Source organism: Cryobacterium sp. PH31-O1, assembly GCF_030063455.1.
GTDB lineage: Bacteria > Actinomycetota > Actinomycetes > Actinomycetales > Microbacteriaceae > Cryobacterium.
Genome location: NZ_JASITB010000003.1, coordinates 194903 through 220467, shown reverse-complemented (window position 1 = coordinate 220467; position 25565 = coordinate 194903). Strand labels below are relative to the sequence as shown.

Genomic DNA, 25565 nt, shown 5'->3' with positions numbered 1-25565 from the left:
GGTATGACCTGGTGGGCGAAGCGGATGCGCAGGATGCGTCGGCCTCGCCCACCACTCTTGCACGTGGCAACGGATGCCGGCACTGGCCCGGTCGTGATCCTCGTACACGGCATCGCGTCGTCCTCGGTCACCTTTTACGAGGTGATCCCGCTGCTGACCCCCCACCACCGGGTGATCGCCGTCGATATCCTCGGGTTCGGGCAGTCGCCGGCGCCGGACGGGTGTGAATACCGGCTGGAGGATCACGTCGGGGCGCTCGCCGCGACCATCCGCTCGTTGAAGCTGCGGGAGCCGTTCGTGCTGGTCGGGCATTCGCTTGGCAGCCTGATCAGCACCCGATATGCGGCGATGGAACGTCACGGTCGGTTCTCGGCCGCCTGGCGCCGGCTGACCGGTCGCGGCACGGTGTCGCGCATGGTGCTCGTGGGGCCGCCGGTCTACGTCTCGCCGAGCGATATCGGCGACCCCCGGGTTAAGGCGCGGGTGAGCGCCTACCTGCGCGCCTATGATTTTCTGCGCGCCAATAAGGATTTCACGCTCGCCAACGCCGCCTTCATGTCACGGTTGCTACCCAAGGGCATTTTCGAGCTGACCGACAAGACCTGGACGCCGTTCATTAAATCGATGGAACACTGCATCGAATCGCAGACCGTGGTGAGCGACATTGCGAGCCTCACCGTTCCGGTCGACGTGATCTACGGCGCGCTCGACGCGTTCATCGCGCAGGGCAGCCTGACCATCATCGAGCGGATGCGTCACGTCACGATGCACCGCGTCGAGGCCAACGACCACATCATTCGTCGGCGGTTGGCGCGAGTGCTCGTGAAGGTCATCGACAGCTGACACGCGCGGCGCTCGCTGCGATACGGCCTCGGCCGGTTCCGGCGCGGTGCCGATGCTGCCGCCGACGGGCAGTAGGATCTCGGCGAGGATCCGGTGCAGCGGCATCCGACTCGTCGGGCTGAGCGACTGGCGGCCACGGGGGAGCGTGCAGGCTGGCTACGACGTGGGGTAGGTCACTCCGGTGAGCTCTTCGGACACCGACCAGAGGCGGCGCGCATCCGCATCGTTGAGTGAGCGCGGGGGCAACCGAGCCGGCGCGGGGGCGCCGGTGAGTTCACCGAACCCGCCGGGACCGTAGTAGCCGCCGCCGGCCGCCGCCGGGCTGGTCGCCGCGTAGAGCGCGGGCAGGATGCCCTGGTCGATCTGCTGCCACATCCAGTCGATACGGTGGGAGGCTTCGTTCACAGCCAGGAAGACCCGCGCCGACGCTCCCTTGTGGGTGGGGCCGGTGATCTGCAGGTTCGTGACGGTCGCGCCCGGATGCGCGGCGACGCTGCGCACGCCCCAGCCGCCAACGACGCTGCGCCGGTTGAGGTCACGCGCGAACATGAGCGTGGCCAGTTTGGAGAGTGCATAGGCGCGGGTTCGGCTGTAGCGCAGACCTTGCAGGTCGTCGAAATCGAGGCGACCGGTGCGGGCGATCAGGCTGGAGAGGCTCACGACCCGGCTCGGTCCCGCGGCGCGAAGCAACGGCAGCAGGTGGGCGGTGAGCGCGAAGTGGCCGAGGTGGTTGGTACCGAACTGCAGCTCAAAGCCGTCTTCGGTCTCATCGCGCACCGGCGGCATCATCAGGCCGGCGTTGTTGAGCAGAATGTCGATCGGGCGCCCTTCTGTCGTGAGTTCCTCACCGAATCCGGCGATGCTCGAGAGCGAGGCCAGATCGAGATGACGGATGCTGAGCTTGGCTTCCGGAGTCTGGTCGCGAAGGAGTCTGATCGCCGCCGCGCCCTTCTCCTCGTTGCGCACGGCGAGGATGACTTCGGCGCCAGCCCGGGCGAGGCGGCCGGTGAGCCCGAAGCCGAGGCCGCTGTTGGCGCCCGTGACGACGGCGAGCCTGCCGTGCAGATCGGGAACGGTGATGTCGGGGAGGGGTTTGGCGCGCGTGTTCATGGGTATCCCTGGTTGTCGTGGTGCTCCATCCAACCCGTTCGGGAGGGGGAAGTCACGCGGCCACGGAGGCGCCCGGCGGATTCACGGCTGGTTCGGTGGTCTGTGTGGGGCCGGGTCGGCCTGCTCACCGGGTCGGCCTGCTCACCGGGTCGGCCTGTTCACAGGGCGGGCCCGTGGACGGGGCCCGGGCCCCGTCCACAGTATGGTCCTGCGACCACCACCAGGGTATCTCTCGATGATCAGGGCGACTTGCGCGCGACTGGCGCAACGCCAGCGCGACCGCTGGCGGAAGTGCGCCGACGGCGAACAGTCGACGCCGACCGCCTCGCTCGAATACACTGGTGTCTGGTCGGGCCGCAGTAATCCCGGGTTCCATTATTCGCCGCTTCGAGCGGCCTCGCGCCGAGAGGTGCTCTGCGGCCCGGCCTTTAGCATTTGTTGACGCGAGCACGCTCAGACCCGGCCGCAGGCATCCGTTCGAACGGAAAATCTGGTAAAGCGACCAATCCGTTACCGACTTCGCGCCGAACCCTAGTCATGGAACGGGACGAGACCTGACATGCTAGATCTCATGACTGTTGAATCCGCCGGAGACCTCTCGCCGGCAGCCCCTGCCACCAAGGAGGAGCTGCTCGGTCGAGTAGCCCACGGCGACCAAGCGGCCTTCGGAGAACTGTATGACCAGATTGCCCCGCGAGTGCTGGGCTTGGTCAAGCGTCTGCTCGTCGACCACGCACAGTCGGAGGAAGTGACCCAGGAGATTTTTCTGGAGATCTGGCAGTCGGCGTCGCGTTACGAACCGACCCGTGGTGGTGCGAGCACCTGGATCCTCACCATGGCACACCGGCGAGCGGTTGACCGAATTCGGTCGTCGCAGGCCGGTCGTGACCGCGATACCAAAATCGGAATCCGTGACCTGGCCGTTGCCTACGATCAGGTGGCCGAAACCGTTGAAGTACGAATCGAACATGAAAGGGTGGAGAAGGCGATGACTCGATTGACACAGCTGCAGCGTCAGGCTGTGAGCCTCGCGTATTACGGCGGGTTCAGTCACAGCGAGGTCGCCGAGCAACTCCACATTCCTTTGGGCACCGTGAAAACGCGGCTCCGCGACGGACTCATCCGCCTGCGCGACGAACTGGGCGTGGCATCATGACCGAGCACAACGAAACCCATCCGGCCGACCTTGCCGGAGCCTACGCCCTGCACGCCCTCGACGCCGAGGACACGGCGGCCTTCGAGGCGTACCTCGCCGCATCCGAGCGGGCGCGTATTGAAGCTGCCGAGCTAAACGACACCGCGGTGGCCCTCGGTCTCGCCGTGGCACCCGTGCAGCCCTCCGGTGCGCTCAAGGCCAACCTCATGTCGCTGCTCGCGTCGACCCCGCAGCTTCCGCCCCTGCCGCGGCCCGCTGCGACAACGGATGCCCCCGCCTCCGCTTTGACGTCGTCCCCCGTCGTTCCCCCGGTCGCGCCCACTGGGCCGTCAGCCCCCTCCCCGGCGTCGGGGGATGGCACGCCGACTGGCACAGCGCCGACTGGCACAGCGCCGACTGGTGCGACCCGACCGGTAGCCGGCATCCGCTCTGCTGAGTCTTCTGGCACCGGCCGTTCATCGGCTACCGAGCGGGCGCAGGCGCGCTGGTTCAAGCGTCCGGCGCGGCTTATGCTGGCGGCGGCGGCTGCCGTGGCCCTGTTCGTTGGCGGATCCGTCTTCGGCCAGGTACTCAACACCAACCAGTTCTCGTCACAACAGGCCTCCGGGCTCGCGCAGATCAATGCTGCCGATGACTCCCAGCGTGCCGCGACGACTACCGCCGACGGCCAGGAAGCCACCCTGGTATGGTCCAATAAGCTTGGAATCTCCGCGGTGCTGGTGGACAGCCTGCCGGTTCTGGGCGGTGACCAGGACTACCAGGCCTGGTACATCAACGGCGAGGGTGCGGTTCCCGCCGGAACCTTCGACTCGAGCGGCGACGGCACAGCCTGGCGCGTGCTGGACGGCACGATGCACGCCGGCGACCAGGTCGGCATCACCGTGGAGCCCAACGGCGGATCCGAGCAGCCCACGTCCAACCCGATCGTCGCCTTCCAGAGCTAGCCGCAACGGTGTCGCCGCCGACGGGGGCGATGATCCGGTGCGGCCGCAGCAACGTTTGCCGCAGAGAGCGCACGCTCGAAGTAGGCTCGGGGCATGAGAGTGCCCTTCACGCTGCTGATCGATCCCGTGTCCGCCGAATCGCTGCAGCACGACTTCGCCGAAACGTTCCACGAGATGGATTCCTCGGCGCCCGCCCTGCGCGTCGGTGAGCTGAGTACCCAGCGCGGTGACGGAATCTTTGAAACCCTCGCCGTCGTCAACGGCCACCCCCAGGAGGTTGAGCCGCACATCAGCCGGCTGCGCAACTCCGCGCGCATCTGCGAATTACCGGTGCCGAACGCCGAGCAGTGGCGGGCCGCGATTGCCTATGCCGTGTCGCGCATTCCGCAGCGGGGGGAGATCGCCCTGAAATTCGTGCTCAGTCGTGGCGTCGAGCACGGCCCGGCGCCCACCGCCTGGCTGCACGCGGCAGCGGCGGCGGACTTCACCGCGGTGCGCGCGAACGGCGTGCGCGTGATCACCCTCGACCGCGGCTACCCGCGGGGCGTCGCCGAGAAGGCGCCCTGGCTGCTGATGGGCGCCAAAACGCTGAGTTACGCCGTGAACATGGCGGCCATTCGCGAGGCCCACCGCCGGGATGCCGATGACACCATCTTTCTCACGACCGACGGCTTCGTCATGGAGGGACCAACCTCGAGCGTCGTGCTGCGCATTGCGGGGGAGTACGTGACCCCCGCACCGAGCGGCGCGATTTTGCACGGCACCACGCAGCAGAGCATGTTCGACTACCTGCGCGCTCAGGGCGAAGGGGTCGACTACCGCGACGTCACCGTCGACGAACTTTGCCAAGCGGATGCGGCCTGGCTCGTCTCCAGCGTGCGCCTGGCCGTGTCCGTGGTCGCCCTCGACGGCCATCCGTTTCCGACCGATCAGTCGCTGACCGATGCCCTGAATGCGTACTTGCTGGCCCGCACCGCGTAGGCGCGGGCGGGTGGCCGCATCCGCTGGGTAACCTGCTCGAATTGGGCCCAACTGCCGCGCCCAGTATGCTCTGGGTTGACCGAGAGGAATAAATGAGAATTTCTGTCATTGGATGCGGCTACCTGGGTGCCGTGCACGCATCGGCCATGGCCGAACTGGGGCACGACGTCGTCGGGATCGACGTCGACGCCGGCAAGATCGCCCAACTTGCCCTCGGCAAGCCCCCCTTCTTTGAACCCGGACTTCCCGAGGTTCTGACCTCGGCTATGAGCAGTGGTCGCCTGCGTTTCAGCACCGACATAGCGGATGCCGCCGGCTCGCAAGTGCACTTCATCGCCGTCGGCACGCCGCAGAAGCCCGGCAGTTACAGTGCCGACCTGCGCTACGTCGACGCGTCGATCGAATCGCTCATCCCGCATCTCGCCGACGGTGACCTCGTCGTCGGCAAGAGCACGGTGCCGGTGGGAACCGCCGCGCGACTCGCCGGCCTCATCGAAGCTGGCAGCGGGGCCTCCCTGGCCTGGAACCCGGAGTTTCTGCGCGAGGGATTCGCCGTGCAAGACACCATCAGCCCCGACCGCCTCGTCTACGGGGTCGCACCGGGTTCTTCCGGCGAGCACGCCACCGAGCTGCTCAACGAGATCTATGCCACGGCGCTCGCCGCCGATACCCCCCTGGTCATCACCGACTACGCCACCGCGGAGCTCGTCAAGGTCGCTGCGAACGCGTTTCTCGCCACCAAAATCAGCTTCATTAACGCCATGGCTGAGATCGCCGAGGTCACCGGCGCCGACGTCACCCAGCTGGCGGATGCCATCGGCTACGACGGCCGCATCGGCCGCCGCTTCCTCGGCGCCGGCGTCGGTTTCGGCGGTGGGTGCCTGCCGAAAGACATCCGCGCCTTCACCGCCCGGGCCGAAGAGTTGGGACGCGGCGAATCCGTGGCCTTTCTCAAGGAGATCGACAAGATCAACCTGCGTCGCCGCCAGCGCGTGGTCGACCTCACGGTCGGGGCGCTCGGCAAATTCGTCTACAACGCGAAGGTTGCGGTGCTGGGCCTCAGCTTCAAGCCGCACTCCGACGATGTGCGCGACTCGCCGGCGCTCGACGTGGCCGTGCAGTTGCGCGGGCTCGGTGCCGAAGTGGTGGCGACCGACCCGCAGGCCATCGAGAACTCGCGGGCGCGGCATCCGCAGCTGAAGTATTCTTCGTCGCTCGAAGACACCCTGCGGGGAGCGGATGCCGTCGTGCTCGTCACCGAGTGGCCCGAGTTTCGGCACCTCGACCCGGTGTGGGCCGGCTCGCTGGTGAAAACCAAAACCGTGATCGACGGCCGTAACGCCCTCGACCCCGCGCTCTGGCGTGCCGCCGGCTGGACCTATCACGGTCTCGGCCGCCCCTAGCCTGTCCTCCCGCTCCCGCACTGGGGACGGGGCCCGGGCCCCGTCCCCGGGCCCAGTTTAGAAACTGGGCCCGGGGCCACACCATGGGCCCGGGCGGTCTGGCGTGCGGGCACGGAGGAGCGGCGCCCATCTAGACTCATACCAATGTTGCTTCGGGGAATGCTGGTCGCGGCCCTCGCCGCCACCGCGGCCTGGGGCGTGCACCTCGCTGTACCGGCCATCCCCCTGCTCACGGTGGCCGTCGTGCTCGGAATCGTCGTCGGCCAGATCCCGGCCGCCGGCCCAATGCTCGCCGGTATACTCGCGCCCGGCCTGTCCGTTGCCGCCAAATCGTTCATGCAGCTCGGAATCGTGCTGCTCGGTCTCAAACTCAGCCTCGTCGACATTGCGGCGCTCGGCTGGGTGACCATCGCGACCACAGTCGCGATCGTGCTGCTCACCTTTGCCGGCACCCTCGGCCTCGGCCGCTGGTTCGGCCTGCCCGGGCATCAGCCCCTGCTCATAGCCACCGGATTCAGTATCTGCGGTGCCTCGGCGATCGGCGCCATGAGCGGCGTCGTCAAGGCGAGGGATGAAGAGACCGCAACGCCGATCGCCCTGGTGACCCTGTGCGGAACCCTCGCGATCGCCGTGTTGCCCGCGCTGTGGCATCCGCTCGGCCTGAGCGCGGTGCAATTCGGGCATTGGGTCGGCGCCGGCGTGCATGACGTCGGCCAGGTCGTCGCGACCGCGCAAATCGCCGGGTCGGCCGCGCTCGCCGTGGCCCTCGTCGTCAAACTCACCCGCGTACTCATGCTCGCACCGATCGTGGCCGTCGCGTCGGTTGTTGAGCGACGCCGACTCGCTGGCCTCGAGAGAACGGATGCCGCAGCGCCCGTCTCGCCCCGGCCGCCGGTGATCCCCGTCTTCGTGGCCGGTTTCATCGTTGCCGTACTCGTGCGCAGCCTGGTTGCACTGCCGCCCGGGGTACTGGAGTTAGCGGATCTGGTTCAAACGGCGCTGCTCGCGATGGCCCTCTTCGCTCTCGGCACAGCCGTCAATCTTGGCACGCTGATGCGCACGGGCGGCCGACCGCTCGCAGTCGGCCTGCTGTCCTGGGTTCTGATCGCGTCGCTCGCACTGGGTGCCGTGGCCCTGAGCGGCTCAGAGGGCTTGAGTCGAGAAAGCAGCGTAGTGCGCAACTCGGCAATAAATGATTGAAAATGATTGATTCTGCTAAAATCAATCATTAAGAGTCAAATGAGGAGCGCGCACATGGCTGAAATCGTTATTGTCGACAGCAAGCGGTCTGCGGGGGAACTGGTGGCAGCATCCGTTCGTCGGTTGATCGAAGCAAAAGCCGACACGGTTTTGGGACTGGCCACGGGCTCAACGCCGCTACCGGTCTATGCGGCCCTGGCCGAGTCTTTTCGCCGGAACCCGCTGGACGTGTCCGGGGTGCGTGGATTCGCCCTCGACGAGTACGTGGGACTGGCGCGGGGACACTTTGAGAGTTACCGAGAAGTCATCAGCCGCGAAGTTATTCAACCGCTCGGACTGACGCCGAACCGGATTCACGTGCCAAATGGGGCTGCAGAGACGCTGCAGGGCGCTGGCGCCGACTATGAGCGCTCCATTGAGGCCGCAGGCGGCGTCGACCTTCAGCTTCTTGGTATTGGGCGCACCGGACATCTTGGTTTCAATGAGCCCGGTTCAAGCTTCGCCTCACTCACCCGGGTGAAAACCCTGGCACCCGCGTCGCGCGCCGATAACGCGCGCTTTTTTGCCACGCCCGAGGAGGTGCCACGGCACTGCATCACCCAGGGGCTCGGCACGATCCGGCGGGCTCGTCACCTCGTGCTACTCGCTTTTGGCGCCGAAAAAGCCAGCGCAATCGCTGCGGCCGTGGAGGGCCCGGTAACGGCGAGCCAGCCCGGGTCGGCGATCCAGCTGCACGAGCACGTCACGGTCGTACTCGACGAGGAGGCCGCCGCCGAACTGGCCAATCTGGACTTTTACCGCTATAGCTGGGCCAATAAGCCGGCCTGGCAGGGGATCTAGGCGAATGAGCTCGGTCTTCCGCGTTCGATGCGCTGCTTAGTTGCCAGTTGGCCCGACTCGGGTACGTAGACTCGGAGAAAATTGCGCCACGCCGCGTGGACCAGCGCGTTACGGCGGCGCGTCGCGAATACCTCCGAGTTTAGCTATGCGAGCGCGTAGCGGGCGGCGGCCTCAGAGCCGCTTCCCGGCCGCGAACACCGCCTCGACGGTGAAATCGTCGCTCAAAAGCACCGCGTCGGCCGCGAATCCGGGGGCGAGGCGCCCCAGGTCATTGACCCGGCCGATGGCGCGGGCCGGGGTCTCGGTGAGGGCCGTAACGGCAACGGCCACGGGGAGCCCCACCTCGATCACGGCTCGAAACAGGGCCGCGTCGAGCGTGAGTGTTGACCCGGCGATCGCGCCGAGAGCGGATGCCGCGCCGCCGCCCGCACCCGCGCCGTCACGGGCGCCCGCCGTCAGTCGCGCAACCCCATCGGTCACCGTGACCCGAAGCGTTCCGAGCCGGTACTCCCCGTCGCCCAACCCGGTCGCGGCCATGGCATCGGTAACGAGCGCGACGCGCTCTGGCGCTTCGGTGAAGGCCAGGCGCACAATCTCGGGGTGCACGTGTACCCCGTCATTGATGATCTCCAGCGTGACGTGGTTCGCGCGCACGGCCGCCATAACCGGCCCCGGCGCTCGGTGATGGATGCCCGGCATAGCGTTGAAGGCGTGCGTGAGCACCGACGCCCCCGCATCGAAGGCGGCCGAAGCACTGGCGTAGTCGGCGGCACTGTGCCCGACCGCCACGACCACGCCGGCGTCGACAAAGCGGGCAATGGCCGCCATTGCTCCCGGTAGCTCCGGTGCCAGGGTGACCTGGCGCAGGTAACCGCGAGAAGCGAGCAGCAGGCGATCGATGGCGGCGGCATCCGCTGCCCGCAACAGGGCCGGATCATGAGCTCCACGAAAACCCTGGTCGAGAAAGGGGCCCTCCAGATGTGCGCCGAGAATAAGCGGGTCACGCGCAGCCGCCGCGGCGATGACATCGAGCCGGGATTCAAGATCGGCCAGGCTCGCCGTCACGAGCGAGAGCACCGACCGGGTCGTGCCGTGCGCCCGGTGCACGGCCAGGGCGGTCGCAATGGCCGCTGTACCGTCATCGAAGGCGGCCCCGCCTGCTCCGTGGCAGTGAATGTCAATGAACCCCGGCGTGAGCCAGCGACCCCGGGCATCTACGACCGAGGTCGCGTTGCACGAACGCCAGCTCGTGCCGATGCCGACCGCTGACACCGTGTCCCCGGTAAACGCCACCCAGGCATCGGGCGTTACGGTTGCTTCCGACGCGAGCCGAGCCGAGTGGATGACGACGGGCCCGCGCTGTGCTGCGGCGTCACTCATGCGACAATCACTTCGAGGCCCGCATCGGTAAAGGCCGCCAATTGCTCGGCGGAAATGCCGGCGTCGGTGATGAGTGCGCTGAACCGGTCGAGTGAGCCGAGCGCAGCAAAAGCGACGACTGCGATTTTGCTCGAATCGGCCACGAGTACCGCCCGGGCAGCGCGCCCGGCCATGAGGCTATTGACCGCGGCCTCGCGCTCGTCGTTCACCGTGGCTCCGACCGCTGCATCGATCCCGTTCACCCCAATGAACGCCAGATCAAGGCGCACCTGCGTCAGTACCGATTCGGCGTAGGCCCCGACGAGTTCGTACGAGCGGGCATGCACAACACCACCGGTGACGACGGTCTTGATCTGCGGTCGCATGGCGAGTTGCGCGGCAATATTTATGGCATTGGTGACGATCGTGAGGTTGGCGTGCGGACTGGCTTCGGCGATATCTGCCCGCGAACTGAGCACGCCGGCAATCGCCGTACTGGTCGTGCCGCCACAGAGTCCCACGACGTCACCGCGAGTAACGAGGGCGCTCGCCGCCTGGGCAATCTGCAGTTTTTGCGAAGCATACCGGTCATGTTTGTAGCGCGCCGGCAGGTCATACGCCACGGATTGCCCAATCGCGCCGCCACGGGTGCGGGTGAGCAGCTGCTGTTCGGCGAGGGTGTCGAGGTCGCGGCGCGCGGTAGCAGCCGAGACGCCGAGCGTGGTGACGATGTCATCAACCTCCACCTGACCGGAGTTCGCGAGCAGGTCGAGCACGGCGGTGAGCCTGGTGGCGCGGTTCATGCGGTCTCCTTGACGAGTGTGCGCGCCTGCAGGGCGGCGCCGAGCAGCCCGGCGTTCTCACCGAGAAGTGCCGGCAACAGTAGCGGATGCCGGTGAGGCCAGCGGCGAGCTGCTGCACCTGGCCGAGCACGGCATCCGCCCCGGTGTCGCCGGAGACGAGGATCGCCACTCGGCGAAGCCCGAGCAGGCGACCGGCGCCATCGACAAGCGCGGCTTTAATGTCAGCGCCGCCGATGTCGAAAGCGAGCACGGGGCTCCCGGTCCCAGCGGTGACGCGACGGGCATGTGGGTCCAAAAATGATTGGTAATGATTGGAAGCTGGTCTAATCAATCACCTTACTCGCGCATCGGACGCCTCTGTCGGACGATGGGAGGTTGGGCAGGATTGTTGACAACGGCGCATCAGCGCGCTTGGGGTAGAGCTAATCGTATTTATGTAAACGACGTACATGAATAATCACCGCGACGCGAGAAAGGAATTGGCCGGTGGCCTGGGCGAGCTGCTCGCGGCGACCGGTACCAATAATGGGCAGATCCCAGTCGGTGATCGGGCTTGGTTCCCTGGGGCGCTGGTGACCATCAGCTACCTCGGTGGCTTCGTGGCCACAATTGATTGCTCCTGGAGTCAACCCGACAATGCACCGACCTGGGGTGGGCTGACCCTGCAGGTCGTTGGCACAGGCGGCATCGCTGACATTGATCCGTTCGCCCAGTACGTGGGCGGACAGTCCTCCTGTGCTCGCTGCCCAGGAGTCGGCCCGCACGGGTGGGGTTGTGACGGTCAGGTAACCAAGTCCGCCGGGTTTGCCACGATAGCTGAGATTAGGTCATAATCGCAGGACGTGCCCGAACGTCGGGCCGAACAGGTACCAGTTCCGAAACCCGAGTCGGAGGCTATACATGTCCGTTCAGTCCATTTTGGAACGCCGCGAGCGCGCCCCCGACCGCACCGACCCCACCAGGGGCAAGTCAGCCACCCGCACCTTCAGAGGTGACATCGAAGGTCTGCGCGCGCTCGCCGTGATCGTCGTCATTCTCGATCACCTGCTCGGCTGGCCGTCGGGCGGATTCATCGGCGTCGACATCTTCTTCGTCATCTCCGGCTTTCTCATCACGAGCCTCCTGCTTAAGGAACACGCCCGCACCGGTCGCATCTCCCTCGTGGACTTCTACCGCCGGCGCATCCGGCGCATCCTGCCGGTGTCCTTGCTCGTGCTCGTCGTCACCGTCGCGATCGGCTACCTGCTGCTACCGGGCGCCCGGGCCCTCAGCACCCTCTGGGACGGGGTCTACTCGGCCCTGTTCGTGGCCAACTGGCACTTCGCCTTCGTTGGAACCGACTACCTGGCGGCCACCAACGCCGTTTCCCCCCTGCAGCACTACTGGTCGCTCGCGGTCGAGGAACAGTTCTACTTCGTCTGGCCGTTCCTGCTCATCGTCATCTTCGCCCTCGCCGGCCGCCGCACGCTGAGCGCCCGCGCCCTGGTGACGACGGTCGCCGTCACGACCGGCGTCATCACCGTCGCGTTCCTGGCCTGGAGCTTCTTCGAGACCTCGACGACCCCCGCCATCGCCTACTTCTCAACCGGCGCCCGTGCCTGGGAACTCGGTATCGGCGCGCTCCTCGCCGCCGCAGCACCCGGCATCGCCAAGCTGCCGGCGCGCCTGCGCCCCGTACTCGCCTGGCTCGGCCTCGCCCTCATCGTCGCCAGTCTCGTGCTGATCAGCCGTGACTCGCCGTTCCCCGCGCCCTGGGGCCTGCTCCCCGTCGCCGGAAGCGCCCTCGTCATTGCCGCCGGCATCGGCCAGCCCGAGCAGCGAATGCTCTTTCCCCTGACCAATCCGGTGAGCCGCTACATCGGCAAGATCTCCTACTCCCTCTATCTCTGGCACTTTCCGGTGGTCATTCTGCTCGCCACCGTCTTCGCCACCGACTCGCCGTTCTACCTGCCGCTCGCTGTCGTGCTCATGCTTGCCCTCTCGGTGTTCTCCTTCCACTTCGTCGAGGACCCCATTCGCCACTCACTCTGGCTCGAAAATTCGCAGACCCGCCAGCGAGAACGGATGCGCCGCCCCGCCGCCCAGCACCGCTTTGGCCTCACCGCGGCAAAGGGCTGGATCGGCGCCCTCGTCGTCGTGACCCTCGTCATCGTGTCGATCTCCTTCGTGGCGCTGAAGGGCGGCGCGTCGTCGGGACCGTCCGCGGACGCGGTCGCTGTCGACGCGGCCCCTCTCGGTGCGGGCGCCAATCCGGGGATCGAAACGCCCGCCGAACCCGCCACGCTGCTGGCCACCCGCCAGGCCGCCATCTCCGCCGCCCTGGCCGCGACGGCGTGGCCAGAGACCACCCCGGCATTCGACGCGCTCGGCGACAACTCCGGTGCCCCGGAATGGGTCGACGATAATTGCCTTTCGGTCAGTACGAAGAACGCGGCCGACTGCCGCTACGGAGACCCGGCGGCAACTAAGACCGCGGTACTGCTCGGCGACTCCATGGCGATCAGCTACATGCCCGCCATTCGCGCGGCCCTCGAACCGCTCGGCTACAACGTGGCATCGCTCACCATGTTCTCCTGCCCGGCCATTAACATTTCGGTCGCCCCCAAGAACGCCTCCGACGCCTCGGCCGCCACCTGCGACGAGCACCACGCCTGGGTATACGCGGAGGTCGCCAGGATCTCGCCCGACCTCGTGATCATGTCGAGCCTGGCCGGATCCATCGTGCGCCTCGCCAGCGGCAACGAAGGAGCCGCAGCCCTCACCGAGTGGCAGAGTGCGACCGCCGACACGGTCGCCGCGCTGCAGGCGTCGACCGACCACGTGGCGGTGCTCTCACCGCCGCCGGCCAGCACGCCGTTCGCGGAGTGCAAAACACTCACGAGCTCCCCGGCAGACTGCACCTACAGCCCGTCGAGCCTCTACCAGAAGGTCGTCGCGGCGGAGCAGGCCGCGCTTACGTCGGCCGGCGCCTTCGCCCACTATGTGAACGTCGTGCCGTGGCTCTGCGTAGACAGCAGCTGCCCTGCCGTCATCGACAACACCCCGGTGTTCTTCGACGGCCAGCACTTCGTGCGTGAGGCGAGCACCCAGCTCGGCCCGCTCCTCGCCGAGGCTCTGTTCCCGCCGGCCGCCTAGGCGCGTCGCCGCATCCGCTGTACTGATCCGCAGCGCGCGGCTCGGTTTATTCACTGCCCGCGGGCAGCGCGCTTTAGTGCTCGCGCGGCCGAAACTCGCGCGGCCGAAACTCGCGCGGCCAGTCGCTCGCCCGAATGCGCTGGATTTCCTTGACCTCGCCGACGGTTCCCCACTGGTCGAGGCCCAACCGTGACAGCGGGCGCAGCTTATTAATGAGCGGATGCGCCCCGTCCAGTACGGCAGACGACACCGCCACGTGCGTCACCTCGCCAAAGACCAGCGTGCAGTCACCCATCGACAGGGTCGAGTGCAGGCGGCACTCGATCGCCGCGGGGGACTCGGCGACCCGCATCGCGGCCACGGTCAGGCTCGGTTCCCTGGTGAGTCCCGCGCGGTCGAACTCACTCTCGTCGGGCTCGAAGTCGGTTCCGGTGGCGTTGACCTCCTCGAACAGCGCTTCCGATGTGAAGTTCACCACGAAATCCCCGGTCGCCAGGATATTGCGCACGGTGTCTTTTACGCCCACCGACGTGAACTGCACGATGGCCGGCGAAACGGATGCCACGGTGAAGAACGAATGCGGCGCCAGGTTGTCGACACCCGCCGCCGACCGGCTCGACACCCACGCAATCGGCCGCGGCACGACGAGCGAATTCAGCAGCCGGTAGAAATCGCGGCGGGGAAGCTCTCGGGGATCAAAGTCAGTACGCACCCGCTCAGGCTAACAACTCACCAGCGCCGATAGAGTGGGCGGATGCCTACTCTTCCCCACCTGGTGGCCTTCGACCTGGACGATACGCTCGCGCCGTCCAAATCCGCACTCGACCCGACCATGATCGATCTGATCGTGCAGTTGCTCGGCGTCACGGAGGTATGCATCATTTCCGGTGGCCAGTTCGGTCAGTTCCAGACGCAGATCATCGACAACCTGCCGGAAATCAGCCCGGAAAACCTCGGCCGCCTGCATCTCATGCCCACCTGCGGCACCCAGTATTACCGCGCCGAGGCCCAGGGCTGGAGCCAGGTCTACGCCGAAAACCTCAGCGACGACCAGAAGGCACGGGCCCTCGCTGCCGTGGAGCAGACCGCTCGCAGCCTCGGCTACTGGGAAAATGACACCTGGGGTCCGATCCTCGAAGACCGCGGCTCACAGATCACCTTCTCCGCGCTCGGCCAGGCCGCCCCGGTCTCCGCCAAGATCACCTGGGATCCCACGGGCGAAAAGAAGAATTCTCTGCGCGAGGCCGTGCAGGCCCTGCTGCCCGATCTCGAGGTGCGTTCCGGCGGGTCGACATCCGTTGACATCACCCGGCAGGGCATTGACAAGGCCTACGGCATGAAGCGCCTGGCTGCCCTGACCGGTGTCGACCTCGAAGACATGCTGTTCGTCGGCGATCGCCTCGACGAGAACGGCAACGACTACCCGGTCAAGGTGCTCGGCGTCGAGTGCATCGCCGTCGCGGGCTGGCCCGAAACGGCACTTTTGCTAGAAGACCTGATCCCCCGCTACGTCACCGTCTGACCGCCCTGCCGCTGCCCACTTCTTCTGCCCACAACTCCTGCAAATTCGCCACGGAAGAAGTTGAATCCCCATAAATCCGGCTAGGTTCTTGAACCGGCGAGCTATCGCAGCCGTCAAGCGCGAGGGCGTCTGCGGAGGTGGGCGGCAAACCGCCCAGTAGTGCTTTTACCCCCAGTCCGGGGCCGATGCGAGCTACCCCATTCCGCTGAACGGGAGACGGGCCTACGGTATGCACACCGCTCCCGAAGGCGGTAGCAGGAGGCAGCACCGTGCCGTACGCTATTCGACACCAGCGCCGTTCCAGGGGCTGGCGCAACGTCATTGCCATCATGTTGTCCCTCGTCCTTCTCGGTGCCGGAGCCGGCGGGGTCGGCACCTACAAGCTGAGCCGTTCCTTCGACGACCAGATCGCGACCATCAGCACGGTATTCCCGGCGGCCGATGTGCGCCCGCCAGCCAGCGTCGGCGAGGGTGCCGAGGCCCAGAATATTCTCGTGCTCGGCTCCGACAGCCGCGGGGCGCACAACACGTCGATCAATGACCTGACCGGCCAGCGCTCCGACGTGATCATGGTCGTGCACATTCCGGCAAACCGTGAGGGCGTCTGGGTCATGTCGATCCTGCGCGACAGCTGGCTGGAGATTCCAGGCCACGGTCAGGCCAAGATTAACGCCGCCCTCTCGTGGGGTGGGGTGCCGCTCGCCGTGCAAACCGTGGAAAGCCTGATCAAGACCCGCATCGACCATGTCGCCGTGGTCGACTTCGAGGGCTTTCAAGCCATAACGGATGCCCTCGGTGGCGTCGAAATTGACAACCCGGTCGCCTTCGCATCGTCCAAGCTCACGGGGCATACCTTCACCGCCGGCAAGCAGGTCGTAACCGGAGCCGAGGCGCTCGCCTACGCGCGGGAGCGTTACGCCTTCGCCGACGGCGACTTCACCAGGGTGCGCAACCAGCAGCGCTTCTTCAAGGCGATGCTGAGCACCGTCATGAGTTCCCGCACGGTGACCAATCCGGCCACCCTGACCAGGCTGATCGAGCAGGTCACCCCGTGGCTCGCCGTGGATGAGGGACTCGACTTTGCCTACCTCACCGGCCTCGAACTGCAACTGCGTGACCTGCACGGGAGCGACCTCACTTTCTTCACCCTGCCAACGAACGGCACCGGAACGTCCGCCAACGGGCAGTCCATCGTGAAGGTCGCCACCGGCGAGCTCGCCCCTTTGCAGCAGGCTTTCCAGACCGACACGCTCGCGGACTACGCCCCCTAGAAAGCCGGCCCGAGATACCATCTTGAGTTTTTCTCGTGTACATTTCGCTTGTGAAAGAGATACGGGCCGAGAACCGCGAGTGGATCAACTTCGCCAAGGGCGCGGCGATCATTCTGGTCGTGCTCTACCACTCGTCGTTGTTCCTCAACGACCTCGGCTTAGCCGGAAGCACCCCGCGGCTGCGCCTCGTCCTCAGCTACTTTCCCATGCCGGTGTTCTTCTTCATCGCCGGGCTCACCGCGCGGCGTATGCTCACCTGGACGTTGACGGATCTCTGGCGCCGCCGCCTGCTCACGCTCGTCTACCTCTACCTGCTCTGGTCGGTCATTCGGGTCGTGTTCTATCTCATCGTTCCGCACCTGCGCGGCACCGAGCGTTCGCCGACCGACCTGCTCAATATCGTTCTCCTCCCGGTCTGGCCCACCAGCAGCTACTGGTTCATCTGGGCTCTGGCCATGTTCACCCTGCTCGCCTGGCTGCTACGTAAACTCCCGATTACAGTGCAGATTGGTCTCGCCGGCGTTATGGCGATCCTGTCGACGACGCCGGGTGTACTCGATCTTGACAACGTTGGCTGGGACCGCGTCGTCGCCAACTTCATCTTCTTCATCATCGCCGTCTATTTTCCCCATGCCACCTACCGACTGGCCGCCCGGGTGCGCGTCTGGCACGCCGCTGTGCTCGTCGTGGCTTACGTTGGCCTCGCCGCGCTGCTCGTGCTCCTGCACCTCTCGCGCGTTCCCGGGTTGATTCTGCTCGAAAGCGCCGTTGCCGTCGCGATGGGCGTGGCCCTGGCTACCCTGTTGGTGCGGGTGAAGTGGCTGAACTTCTTCAACACACTGGGCCAATACAGCTTTCAGATCTACCTGTTGCACCTGTTTCTCGTGGCCAGCGGCCTCGCGCTGCTCGCTCCGTTCGCCGAATCACCCTGGCTCGCCCGGGCCGGCAACGTCCTACCCTTTCTCCTCGCCACCATCGTGCTCGTCGCCTCGCTCTATCTCGCCAAGCTCCTGCGCCGGTTCTCGTTCCTCTGGGTCAGCCCGTTCCGCAAACGCCAGACCAAAGTGGTCTCGAGTCGGGCTCATTTGAACGGAGATCTCCTGTGAAAAAAACAACCCTGATCACGGCATTTGGTGGGCTGCTTGCCATCGGTTTGCTGTTGAGCGCATGCGCAGCCACGCCCACCGCGTCCGTCGCGAATACGCACAGCGACTCCGTCGCGCTGCAGACTGACCTGCAATACGGCACCGCTCGTGGTCAGAAGCTGCTGCTGAATGCTTGCCTGCCCAAGGGTAGGAACAAACCCACCGCGGCGATGATCCTCATTCACGGCGGCGGCTTCGACAGCGGCAGCAAGGACTTCGGCGGCATGACCGCGCTCTGCTCCGAGCTGGCCGATGGCGGCATTGCCGCCTTCTCGGTGGACTATCGCCTGGCGCCAAAATTCGCCTATCCGGCGCAGGTGAATGACGTCACCGATGCGCTCGAATGGTTGCGCGACCCGGCCCAGGTCGCTGAGTTCGGTATCGACCCCGAACGCATCGGGGTGTTCGGCAGCTCGGCCGGCGCAATCATCGCTTCCTCGATCGGAACCAATGGCAGCGGCAGCCTCACCGGCGGTGACAGGGTCGCCGCCGTCGTGGCGATGTCGCCGGCGGTCGACCTTACCGAGACGGGACTGCTGCTGGGCGATCCGTCGAAAATGGCGATCGCCTCAATTCTGCAATATCTCGGCTGCGACGATTTTCGAGCGTGCCCGAATGCTCGTGACGCATCGCCGTTGTACTCCGTCGACCCGACCGACCCGCCGTTTTACATCGCCATATCGAAAAAAGAACTCGTTCCCGTTCAACAAGGGCAGGCCATGGCGCTCGCTCTCAAGGCGGTCGGTGTACCCGTCACCCTCGACGTGAAACCCGGTGAACGACACGCTTTGGAGCTTCTCGACGAGGCTACGCGGGCGAGCATTCGTCAGTTTTTGATTGACAATCTGGTCAACTCCTCAACCCGAACTGATTAAATCCTCAATACTGACGGTCCAAAAGTGAGGATTTTTATGCCAACATAGGTTTCTGTCGTCGTGCACCCGAAGCACGACGCGTCGATCATGCGGGGAGAAGCACGTATGGAATTGAAACGACTGGTTCGAATTCTGCGAAAGCGATGGATTCTCATCGTTGCATTCGTCATGCTCGGGCTGGTCGGTGGAGCGGCAGCCGCACTGCTGACCCCGGTGCAGTATGAATCCTCTACCCGGGTATTCGTGGCCGCGCAGATTCAGAACGGGTCCACACCAGGTGACCTCGTGCAGGGCAACAACTTCGTTGTGCAGAAGCTGCCCTACTACCTCGACGTCGCCACGAGCCCTCGCGTGCTCGACCCGGTGATTTCGGGCCTGAACCTTGACGAGAGCGCGGTCGACCTGGCCCAGCGCGTCACGGCCACGACCGAGCCCGGCTCGGCCGTCATCGAGATCGCTGCCCTGGCCTCCACAGCGGATGCCGCCCAGCAACTCGCGCAGGCCGTGTCGGAGAGCTTCACCGACGTCGTTATCAACCAGCTGGAAACGCCGGCCGACGGTGGTGCGAGCCCGGTCACGGTCGGGGTGCTCGATCCAGCCGTCGCCCCCGACAACCCGGCACTGCCCCAGCTCTACCTCAACCTCGCCGTCGGTCTGCTCGTTGGCTTGCTGGTCGGCGTAGTGACCGCGCTCATCCTCGGCCTGCTCGACCGTCGCATCTACAACCGCGACGACATCGAGCGACTCATCCTCGTGCCGGTGCTCGGCGGCATTCCGCTCGAAGCCCGCGCGACGCCGATCATCGCGCCCGACGGAGAGAGCACCGCCCGCGCAGAGGCGTTCCGGGTGCTGCGCACCAACCTGGAGTTCGCCGACGCCGATACCAGCCGCCGCAGCCTCGTGGTGACCTCCTCGGTGTCGGGGGAGGGCAAGACCACCACCCTCGTGAATCTCGCTATCGTGCTGGCCGAGAGCGGTGCGACGGTCGCCGTGATCGATGCCGACCTGCGCACGCCCCGGCTCGCCGACTATCTCGGCCTCGACGCCGATCGCGGCCTGACCGAGGTGCTCCTCGGCGACGTGCAGCTCAAGGAATCCCTGCAATCGTGGGGAACGCAGCATCCTCTCACCGTGCTGTCGTCGGGCAAGATCCCCACTAACCCGAGCGAACTGCTCGGATCGACCGCCATGGGCACCGTGCTCGACGTGCTCAGCAGCAGCTACGACTACGTGCTCATCGACGCCCCGTCGGTGCTCGCGGTGACCGACGCCGCTGTGCTCAGCCGGTGGACCGGCGGAACCATCCTGGTCGTCGGCGCGAATAGGGTGCGCGAACCCGAACTGCTCGCCGCCTTCGACGCTCTCGAGGCGGTCGGAACGACCCCCCTCGGCGTCGTTCTCGCCATGGTTCCCACTCGCGGCCCCGACGCGCTCGTGCGTGACGGCGGGTTCGCGGCTGCGACCCGACCGGCGCCCCGTACCCCCCGATCCGTTAACGCTGGGCCGAGCGACGCGAGCCGTTCCACCCCGCCAGAACGCGAGTCGGCTCCGAGCGATACCCAACAGCGCGTCACCTGGTAGCTGCCCCGTTCCATCCGTTTGGCGCACGTTCGAATCAGTTCTACAAGGCTTTACCCGAAGGGAGCCTCAGTGTCTGTGCACTCGTCTTACCCGATAGATCCGTTGCCCCCCACGCAACGGAAGCTTCTGCTCGTCGCCTCCACCGGCGGGCATCTGGCCCAGCTGGTGCGGCTGGCTCCTGGCCTCGGCGCCTCACCCAGTTCGCTCTGGGTCACCTTTGATTCCGTACAGAGTCGCTCCTTGCTGGCCGGCCAACGCCGTATCCACGTGCCGTACGTGCGCCCAAGGGACTACCTCGGCATGATGCGGGCGGCCGGCATCGTACGCCGCGTGCTCAAGCACGAAGCCTTTGAGGGCGCCGTGAGCACAGGTGCCGGCCTCGCCGTCGCCGCGCTTCCGCAGGCCGCGATCAGCGGCGTGCCGAGCCTGTACATCGAGAGTGTGTCCCGCGTGGAGGGCCCATCGCTCAGCGGGCGGATGCTCGCCGCCAGCCACCTGGTCAGCGTGCGCACCCAGCACCCAGCGTGGGCATCCAACCGCTGGCAAACCCACCCGAGCGTGCTCTCCACCTACCATTCGTTGGTTCGTCCCGCGCCGGAACGCCCCACCCTGTTCGTCACCCTCGGCACGATCGAGGGCTACCGTTTTGACTCCCTCGTCGACGCCGTGCTCGCGACTGGCCTGGCCGATGAGCGCACCGTTTGGCAGCTTGGTTTCACCACCGACCGCACCGATCTTCCGGGTCGGGTCTACCAGATGATGCCGACCGCGCAGTTCATCGACGCTGCTCTGACGTCTGACGTCGTTATCACCCACGCCGGAGTCGGCACCTTCATGGGCCTGCTTGAGATGGGCATTTATCCGGTGCTCGTGACCCGCCGCAAGCACCGCGGTGAACACGTCGACGACCATCAGATGCAGATCGCCGAGCTCGCCGAATACCTCGGGGTCGCCAGGGCCGTTGACGCGCCGGAGCTAACGGCCGACGTCATCCGCTTTGCTGCCGGCCGCGCTATCGACACCGGGGTGCGTATTCCCCTGCCCAGCGACCGATGAGGCAACCAGCGGCGAAGCAGCGGATGCTGCGCAACATCTTCGTGCCGGCCCGCGGGCAATACGACAATATCGGCGATATTCTGCTGCGTCGTCAGTTGCTCGACTGGCTCCGCGCGAGCGGCCCGCTGCACGTCTATGTCGGCGAAGCCCCCGACGGGTACGCTGACGGCCTCGGCCTCGGGCCGGACGACGTGCAGTACCGTTCGTTTCGCCGCTGGTACCTGGCGGCGCTCGCGAGTGCGGCGCACGGACGGGCTTCTTACGTGTTCAAGCCGGGCGAGATCCAACTCACCCTGATCGGTATGAAGGAACACCTCGCTATGCTGCCGGTGCTCGCTCTCGTTCGCGCCCGGCACGGCCGCGTCGCCCGGGTCGGGGTCGGCAGCCGCAACTTCGCGCCGCTTCCCCGTGCCCTGATGGGGCCCTCGATCGCGCTCTCGAACGTGTCGTTGTGGCGGGATGCGGCCACGGCCGGGTATCTGCGGCAGGGCAGCATCATGCCCGATCTGGCCTTTGCCAGCGTTGGGTCGAACCAAACGCGTGACGCGCCGGAGGAGCAGGGGCGCGACGTGCTCGTCGTGTCGATGCGCTCCGATCTCGACTACCCGAGCCTTGCGTGGCTCGCCGGGGTGCGCGCCGTCGCGGCCGACAATGGCCTCGAGATTTGGTGCGTCACCCAGGTGCTGCGCGATGACGACAAGTGCGGCCAGCTGGCAACCGACCTGGGTGGCCAGGCGCTGCGCTGGAACGGCACCGGGCACGACGAGCAGGAACAGCGACTGCGCGCCCTGTATCGACGCGCGGCACTCGCCGTGAGCGATCGTTTGCACGTGCTCGTCGGCGCCCTCACCGAGGGGGCGGTTCCGGCTGCGCTGCTGGTCAGCGCCAATTCAGACGCGGCTAATTCAGGCGCGGCATATTCAGACAAGATCGCTCGTCACTTCGCTGCCGCCGGACTGCACGACGTGAGTATCGCCAGCGCCGGATTGTCGGCCGATGAGATTGCGGGACGGCTGCAGAACCTGCTCGGCCGCCGAACGGCCATCCTGGCCGGACTGGCCGAGGCGCAACAAGAGTTGCAGACCGTGCGCCGCCTGCTCGACCAGGTGCTGACGACCGAGAGCGTGCGGTGAGCCGCGCCGAAGCGAACGACGACAGGCAGCCGAACGAGACCGAGCTGGTTGAGACCGAACCGATCACCATCGTGCCGCCGCCCATCACGACGCCCTCCGTTGCTCGCGCACCAGTGGCCATCCCGGATTCGACTCCGGTTGCCGTCTCACCCGTCTCACCCGCCCCATCCGCACCGACCGTACGGCTGCTCGCCGTGCACATCGGGCGCAGCGGCGAGGTCGCCGGCGGCATGAGTCAGGTCATCAACGGCTACCTGGCGCATTCATTCGCCGACTTCGACCTGCGCATGATTTCTTCGCGCGACGGCAGTGGCGGGGTGCGGGCGGCACTGCTGGCGGCATCCGCTTTCTGGAAGGTGCTGCGGCTGGCTGACCCGGAACGCACCGTGGTTGTCGCGCACCTGTCGCAGGGTGGGTCCTTCGCCCGCGAAGGCGCGTTGGTCGCCCTCGCCCACGCGCGTGGGTTCGCCACGGTGGCCCAGCTGCACGGTAGTTCGTTCGCCGATTTCGCCGCAAAACGCCCCGGCCTGGTCGGGCGCGTCCTGCGCGCGGCCGACGTTGTGCTCACCCTCTCGTCCGAGTCTCGCACTGCGGCCGCGGAATTCGTGCCGGGGGAGCGGGTTGTTCTGGTGCCGAACGCTGTTGCCGACGGTGTGCACCGCGAGATCGAACCGCTCGTCGTGTTCGGCGGGGCGGTCAGTAAACGCAAGGGCGTCGATGTGCTCGCGGCGGCGTGGCAGCGGCTTGCGCCGGAGCATCCGCTGTGGCGACTTGTTATTGCCGGCCCGATCAGAGACCAGCCGGCGGTGCCGCTCACCCGTGGCGAATTCGTGGGGGCGCTCAGCCATGAGGCACTGATGAAATTGCTGGAGCGCTCGTCGATCGCGGTGTTGCCCTCTCGCGATGAGGCGATGCCCATGTTCATTCTCGAAGCCATGGCCCGCAACAACTGTGTCGTTGCGACCCGGGTCGGCGGTGTGCCGGCGGTGCTCGCGAACGGTGTGGGAGTCATCGTCGACCCCGGCGACGCCGACTCGCTCGAGACGGCGCTGCGGCAGGCGATAGCGGATGATGCCTGGCGCGCCAAAAAGGCGGATCTGGCCAGATCCGCCTTTGAGAGCACCTATTCGGCGGCCGCTGTCTTTCCGCTGGTCGAGCGCAGCTGGAGGGCTGCGCTCGACCGTCGATCAGACGGAGTTGCTATGAAATACAGGCCTGGTTCGAGAAGCCCGAGCCTGCAGCCGTGACGGTGTTCGAGCAGTAGACCTTGGTACCGCTGGCACCCTTGCTGCCCTGCTCGTGAATGAAGAAGCCGTAGCCGGCGGCGCCGACGGGTGCAGTGTTGCCGTAGAAGCTGTTACGCAGGCCCCAGCCGGCGACACTCCCGTTCACCGCGAAGCCGTGCACGGTGCTGTTCTTGCCCGTGTTGTTGTAGATGCTCCAGTCGTTGCCCTTGACCTTGACCCATTCCTCGGCGCGCGGCATGGCGCTGGCGCCGTCGATCACGTTGTCGCGAATGATGCCGTTTGAGGTGCCTTCCTTGACCTCGATTGGCTGGGCGCCGGTGAGGCTGATGTTATTGGCCATGAGCAGGGTGCGGTCGGTGCGGTCGGGCTGGCAGCTGGTCTGGGCGCACCAGTTGGCGTCGGAGGTGCCGATGTAGATGCCCTCACCGTAGAACGGGTCGCGCTTGCCGGTGTTCTTGATGGTGTTGCCGACGACCGTGCTGTCGGTGGTGAAGGCGCGCAGGTGGATGCCCTCATAGCCGATGTTGTCCACCAGCGTGTCAGCGATTGTGATGTTGCTGCTGCGGATGACGCTGATGCCCTTGAGGCTGTTGGTGACGGTCATACCGGCGATCACGAGGTTAGACGAGTTGGTGATCTGAATGCCGTGGTTGTCCTGAATGCTGCCGACGTTGATGACGGCGTTTCGAGGTCCGCAGACCCAGATCGGGTTGGAGGCGGTGCCGTTCACGGTCATGTTGATCTGCTCGTTGTAGGTGCCGGGTGCCATCTTGATGACCGTTCCGGGCTGCGCCTGCGCGACAGAGGCCATGAGCTCCCTGGCGTTAGCCACGTTGACGGTGGCGGCGGGGCAGTCGGTGTAACGGTGGGTGCTGATCGGTGCGGTGCTCGGCGCGGTGCTCGGCACGGCCGATACGATGAACGCGTCGACGATGGCGCTCGTGCCTGTGGAGCGGGCATCCTTCTGGCCGGTGCGAGTCACGGTGATGGTGTGCGTGCCGGCCGACAGGCTCGTCGTGCTGTACGCGTTCTGCTTGTAGGCGGTGGTGGCCGAGTAGCCGTTGACCGTGGCGACGGTCTGGCCGTCGATGGCGATGTTGCTCGTGCCGGAGCTGCTGGTCAGTCGCGTAATGAAGGCCACGCTGGTGCCCTGAAAGGTGAAGGAGGCGTTTCCGGCCGACGTGGTGAACTGCACTCCTCCGCCCGAGTCGCTCGACGAACCCGAGGTGCGCCAGGAGCCGGCGTACTTGACCGCCGCTGAGGCGCCGTCGAACGTGGTCGAGCCGGTCGGAGCCTCAACCGGGGCCGTCGTGGCGACGGGGGCCGCAGCGACGGGCGCCGGTGTCGGTGCGGGGGTCGGTGTGGTCGCGCTGACCGGAGTCAGGGTGACGAAGGCGTCGATGATGCTGCTGGTTCCGCTGGAGCGGGCGTCCTTCTGGCCGGTGCGGCTGACCGTGATGGTGTGCGTTCCGCTCGAGAGGTTCGAGGTGCTGAACAGGCTTTGCTGGTATTTGGTCGTTGCCGAATAGCCGTTGACGGTAGCGACGTTCTTGCCGTCGATCGCGACGGTGCTCGTGCCCGAACTGCTCGTCAGGCGGGTGATGTAGGCCACGGTCGACCCGGTGAAGGTAAGCGAGGCACTCGACGTGGCCGAGGCGAACTTCACGGAAGCGCCGTTGTCGGAGGGCGAGCCGGTGGTGCGCCAGGTGCCCGAGTATTTGATCTGGCCGGAGGTGCTGTCGATTACCGAGGTGCCCGCGGGCGCCGTTGCGGCGGAGGCTGCCGCCACGGGAATGATGGCGGTGAGGGGAACCAGCGCGGCGATGGCTACGGCCGCAAGGCTGGCGTGCCGGTTGAAGCGGGGGAACAACATGGTAGGACCTTCCGGATGTTCATGGACAGTTGGCTACGTCCGTGAACCCGACGGGTCCCGACGCACATGATCGTCGTGATGCCCGGCG

The 25565-nt window shown here is 66.2% G+C and carries 23 protein-coding genes; 18 read left to right on the top strand and 5 right to left on the bottom strand.

The genetic code is table 11. The features are described 5' to 3' along the window. The first annotated feature begins 3 nt into the window (after nucleotides 1-3). Nucleotides 4-843, top strand: coding sequence for an alpha/beta fold hydrolase (locus QMK31_RS08235; RefSeq protein ID WP_283500468.1), 840 nt, complete (start codon nucleotides 4-6; stop codon nucleotides 841-843). A 156-nt stretch (nucleotides 844-999) separates the two neighbouring features. On the opposite strand, the gene QMK31_RS08230 is transcribed toward QMK31_RS08235, so the two are convergent. Continuing rightward, a complete protein-coding gene (locus tag QMK31_RS08230; protein ID WP_283500467.1) occupies nucleotides 1000-1953 on the bottom strand; it encodes an SDR family oxidoreductase in 954 nt (317 codons plus the stop codon). A 571-nt stretch (nucleotides 1954-2524) separates the two neighbouring features. Here QMK31_RS08230 and QMK31_RS08225 point away from each other — a divergent pair. The 6 genes from QMK31_RS08225 to QMK31_RS08200 all read left to right on the top strand — a co-directional run bounded on the left by QMK31_RS08225 (nucleotide 2525) and on the right by QMK31_RS08200 (nucleotide 8477). Then, nucleotides 2525-3109, top strand: a complete 585-nt coding sequence (locus QMK31_RS08225; protein ID WP_283500466.1) for a sigma-70 family RNA polymerase sigma factor — start codon at nucleotides 2525-2527, stop codon at nucleotides 3107-3109. Beyond that, complete coding sequence (locus QMK31_RS08220) at nucleotides 3106-4053, top strand: anti-sigma factor (protein WP_283500465.1); 948 nt, start codon at nucleotides 3106-3108, stop codon at nucleotides 4051-4053. The genes QMK31_RS08225 and QMK31_RS08220 overlap by 4 nt, the downstream gene beginning before the upstream one ends. 93 nt (nucleotides 4054-4146) lie before the next feature. Beyond that, nucleotides 4147-5034, top strand: a complete 888-nt coding sequence (locus QMK31_RS08215; protein ID WP_283500464.1) for an aminotransferase class IV — start codon at nucleotides 4147-4149, stop codon at nucleotides 5032-5034. A 92-nt stretch (nucleotides 5035-5126) separates the two neighbouring features. Continuing rightward, a complete protein-coding gene (locus QMK31_RS08210) occupies nucleotides 5127-6437 on the top strand; it encodes a UDP-glucose dehydrogenase family protein (protein ID WP_283500463.1) in 1311 nt (436 codons plus the stop codon). 144 nt (nucleotides 6438-6581) lie between these two features. Beyond that, nucleotides 6582-7637 carry a YeiH family protein gene (locus QMK31_RS08205; protein ID WP_283500462.1) on the top strand — a complete coding sequence of 352 codons (1056 nt, stop codon included), beginning with the start codon at nucleotides 6582-6584 and terminating at the stop codon, nucleotides 7635-7637. A gap of 54 nt (nucleotides 7638-7691) precedes the next feature. Beyond that, a complete protein-coding gene (locus QMK31_RS08200) occupies nucleotides 7692-8477 on the top strand; it encodes a glucosamine-6-phosphate deaminase (RefSeq protein WP_283500461.1) in 786 nt (261 codons plus the stop codon). Between the two features lie 171 nt (nucleotides 8478-8648). Here QMK31_RS08200 and QMK31_RS08195 read toward each other — a convergent pair whose 3' ends face one another. Together QMK31_RS08195 and QMK31_RS08190 are read right to left on the bottom strand one after the other, a co-directional pair. Next, nucleotides 8649-9857, bottom strand: coding sequence for an N-acetylglucosamine-6-phosphate deacetylase (locus QMK31_RS08195; protein WP_283500460.1), 1209 nt, complete (start codon nucleotides 9855-9857; stop codon nucleotides 8649-8651). Then, a complete protein-coding gene (locus QMK31_RS08190) occupies nucleotides 9854-10639 on the bottom strand; it encodes a DeoR/GlpR family DNA-binding transcription regulator (RefSeq protein WP_283500459.1) in 786 nt (261 codons plus the stop codon). Before QMK31_RS08190 ends, QMK31_RS08195 begins: the two co-directional genes overlap by 4 nt. 67 nt (nucleotides 10640-10706) lie before the next feature. On the opposite strand from QMK31_RS08190, the gene QMK31_RS08185 reads away from it, so the two are divergent. The 3 genes from QMK31_RS08185 (at nucleotide 10707) to QMK31_RS08175 (ending at nucleotide 13774) form a co-directional block, all read left to right on the top strand. Continuing rightward, nucleotides 10707-10940 carry a hypothetical protein gene (locus tag QMK31_RS08185; RefSeq protein WP_283500458.1) on the top strand — a complete coding sequence of 78 codons (234 nt, stop codon included), beginning with the start codon at nucleotides 10707-10709 and terminating at the stop codon, nucleotides 10938-10940. Between the two features lie 148 nt (nucleotides 10941-11088). Continuing rightward, nucleotides 11089-11472, top strand: a complete 384-nt coding sequence (locus QMK31_RS08180; protein ID WP_349361549.1) for a hypothetical protein — start codon at nucleotides 11089-11091, stop codon at nucleotides 11470-11472. A gap of 67 nt (nucleotides 11473-11539) precedes the next feature. After that, entirely contained in the window at nucleotides 11540-13774 is a 2235-nt protein-coding gene (locus QMK31_RS08175) for an acyltransferase family protein (RefSeq protein WP_283500457.1), read from the top strand. A gap of 73 nt (nucleotides 13775-13847) precedes the next feature. Here QMK31_RS08175 and QMK31_RS08170 read toward each other — a convergent pair whose 3' ends face one another. After that, on the bottom strand, nucleotides 13848-14486 hold the full coding sequence (locus QMK31_RS08170) for a flavin reductase family protein (RefSeq protein ID WP_283500456.1): 639 nt from the start codon (nucleotides 14484-14486) through the stop codon (nucleotides 13848-13850). Between the two features lie 42 nt (nucleotides 14487-14528). Here QMK31_RS08170 and QMK31_RS08165 point away from each other — a divergent pair, with 42 nt between their 5' ends. From QMK31_RS08165 to QMK31_RS08130, 8 genes are all read left to right on the top strand, one after another. Then, nucleotides 14529-15296, top strand: coding sequence for an HAD-IIB family hydrolase (locus QMK31_RS08165; protein WP_283500455.1), 768 nt, complete (start codon nucleotides 14529-14531; stop codon nucleotides 15294-15296). 269 nt (nucleotides 15297-15565) lie between these two features. Beyond that, nucleotides 15566-16567 carry an LCP family protein gene (locus QMK31_RS08160; protein WP_283500454.1) on the top strand — a complete coding sequence of 334 codons (1002 nt, stop codon included), beginning with the start codon at nucleotides 15566-15568 and terminating at the stop codon, nucleotides 16565-16567. 50 nt (nucleotides 16568-16617) lie between these two features. Further along, the gene (locus tag QMK31_RS08155) at nucleotides 16618-17673 is read left to right on the top strand and encodes an acyltransferase family protein (RefSeq protein WP_283500453.1); all 1056 of its coding nucleotides are present in this window, start codon (nucleotides 16618-16620) and stop codon (nucleotides 17671-17673) included. Then, nucleotides 17670-18587 carry an alpha/beta hydrolase gene (locus QMK31_RS08150; RefSeq protein ID WP_283500452.1) on the top strand — a complete coding sequence of 306 codons (918 nt, stop codon included), beginning with the start codon at nucleotides 17670-17672 and terminating at the stop codon, nucleotides 18585-18587. Before QMK31_RS08155 ends, QMK31_RS08150 begins: the two co-directional genes overlap by 4 nt. A gap of 105 nt (nucleotides 18588-18692) precedes the next feature. Next, nucleotides 18693-20168, top strand: coding sequence for a tyrosine-protein kinase domain-containing protein (locus tag QMK31_RS08145; RefSeq protein WP_283500451.1), 1476 nt, complete (start codon nucleotides 18693-18695; stop codon nucleotides 20166-20168). A gap of 69 nt (nucleotides 20169-20237) precedes the next feature. Next, nucleotides 20238-21224 (top strand): glycosyltransferase, encoded by a 987-nt coding sequence (locus QMK31_RS08140; protein ID WP_283500450.1) that lies wholly within the window; start codon nucleotides 20238-20240, stop codon nucleotides 21222-21224. Further along, a complete protein-coding gene (locus QMK31_RS08135) occupies nucleotides 21221-22357 on the top strand; it encodes a hypothetical protein (RefSeq protein ID WP_283500449.1) in 1137 nt (378 codons plus the stop codon). The genes QMK31_RS08140 and QMK31_RS08135 overlap by 4 nt, the downstream gene beginning before the upstream one ends. Beyond that, a complete protein-coding gene (locus QMK31_RS08130; protein ID WP_283500448.1) occupies nucleotides 22354-23604 on the top strand; it encodes a glycosyltransferase in 1251 nt (416 codons plus the stop codon). Before QMK31_RS08135 ends, QMK31_RS08130 begins: the two co-directional genes overlap by 4 nt. Here QMK31_RS08130 and QMK31_RS08125 read toward each other — a convergent pair. Next, nucleotides 23558-25477, bottom strand: a complete 1920-nt coding sequence (locus QMK31_RS08125; RefSeq protein WP_283500447.1) for a right-handed parallel beta-helix repeat-containing protein — start codon at nucleotides 25475-25477, stop codon at nucleotides 23558-23560. The genes QMK31_RS08130 and QMK31_RS08125 overlap by 47 nt on opposite strands. Nucleotides 25478-25565: the final 88 nt, after the last annotated feature.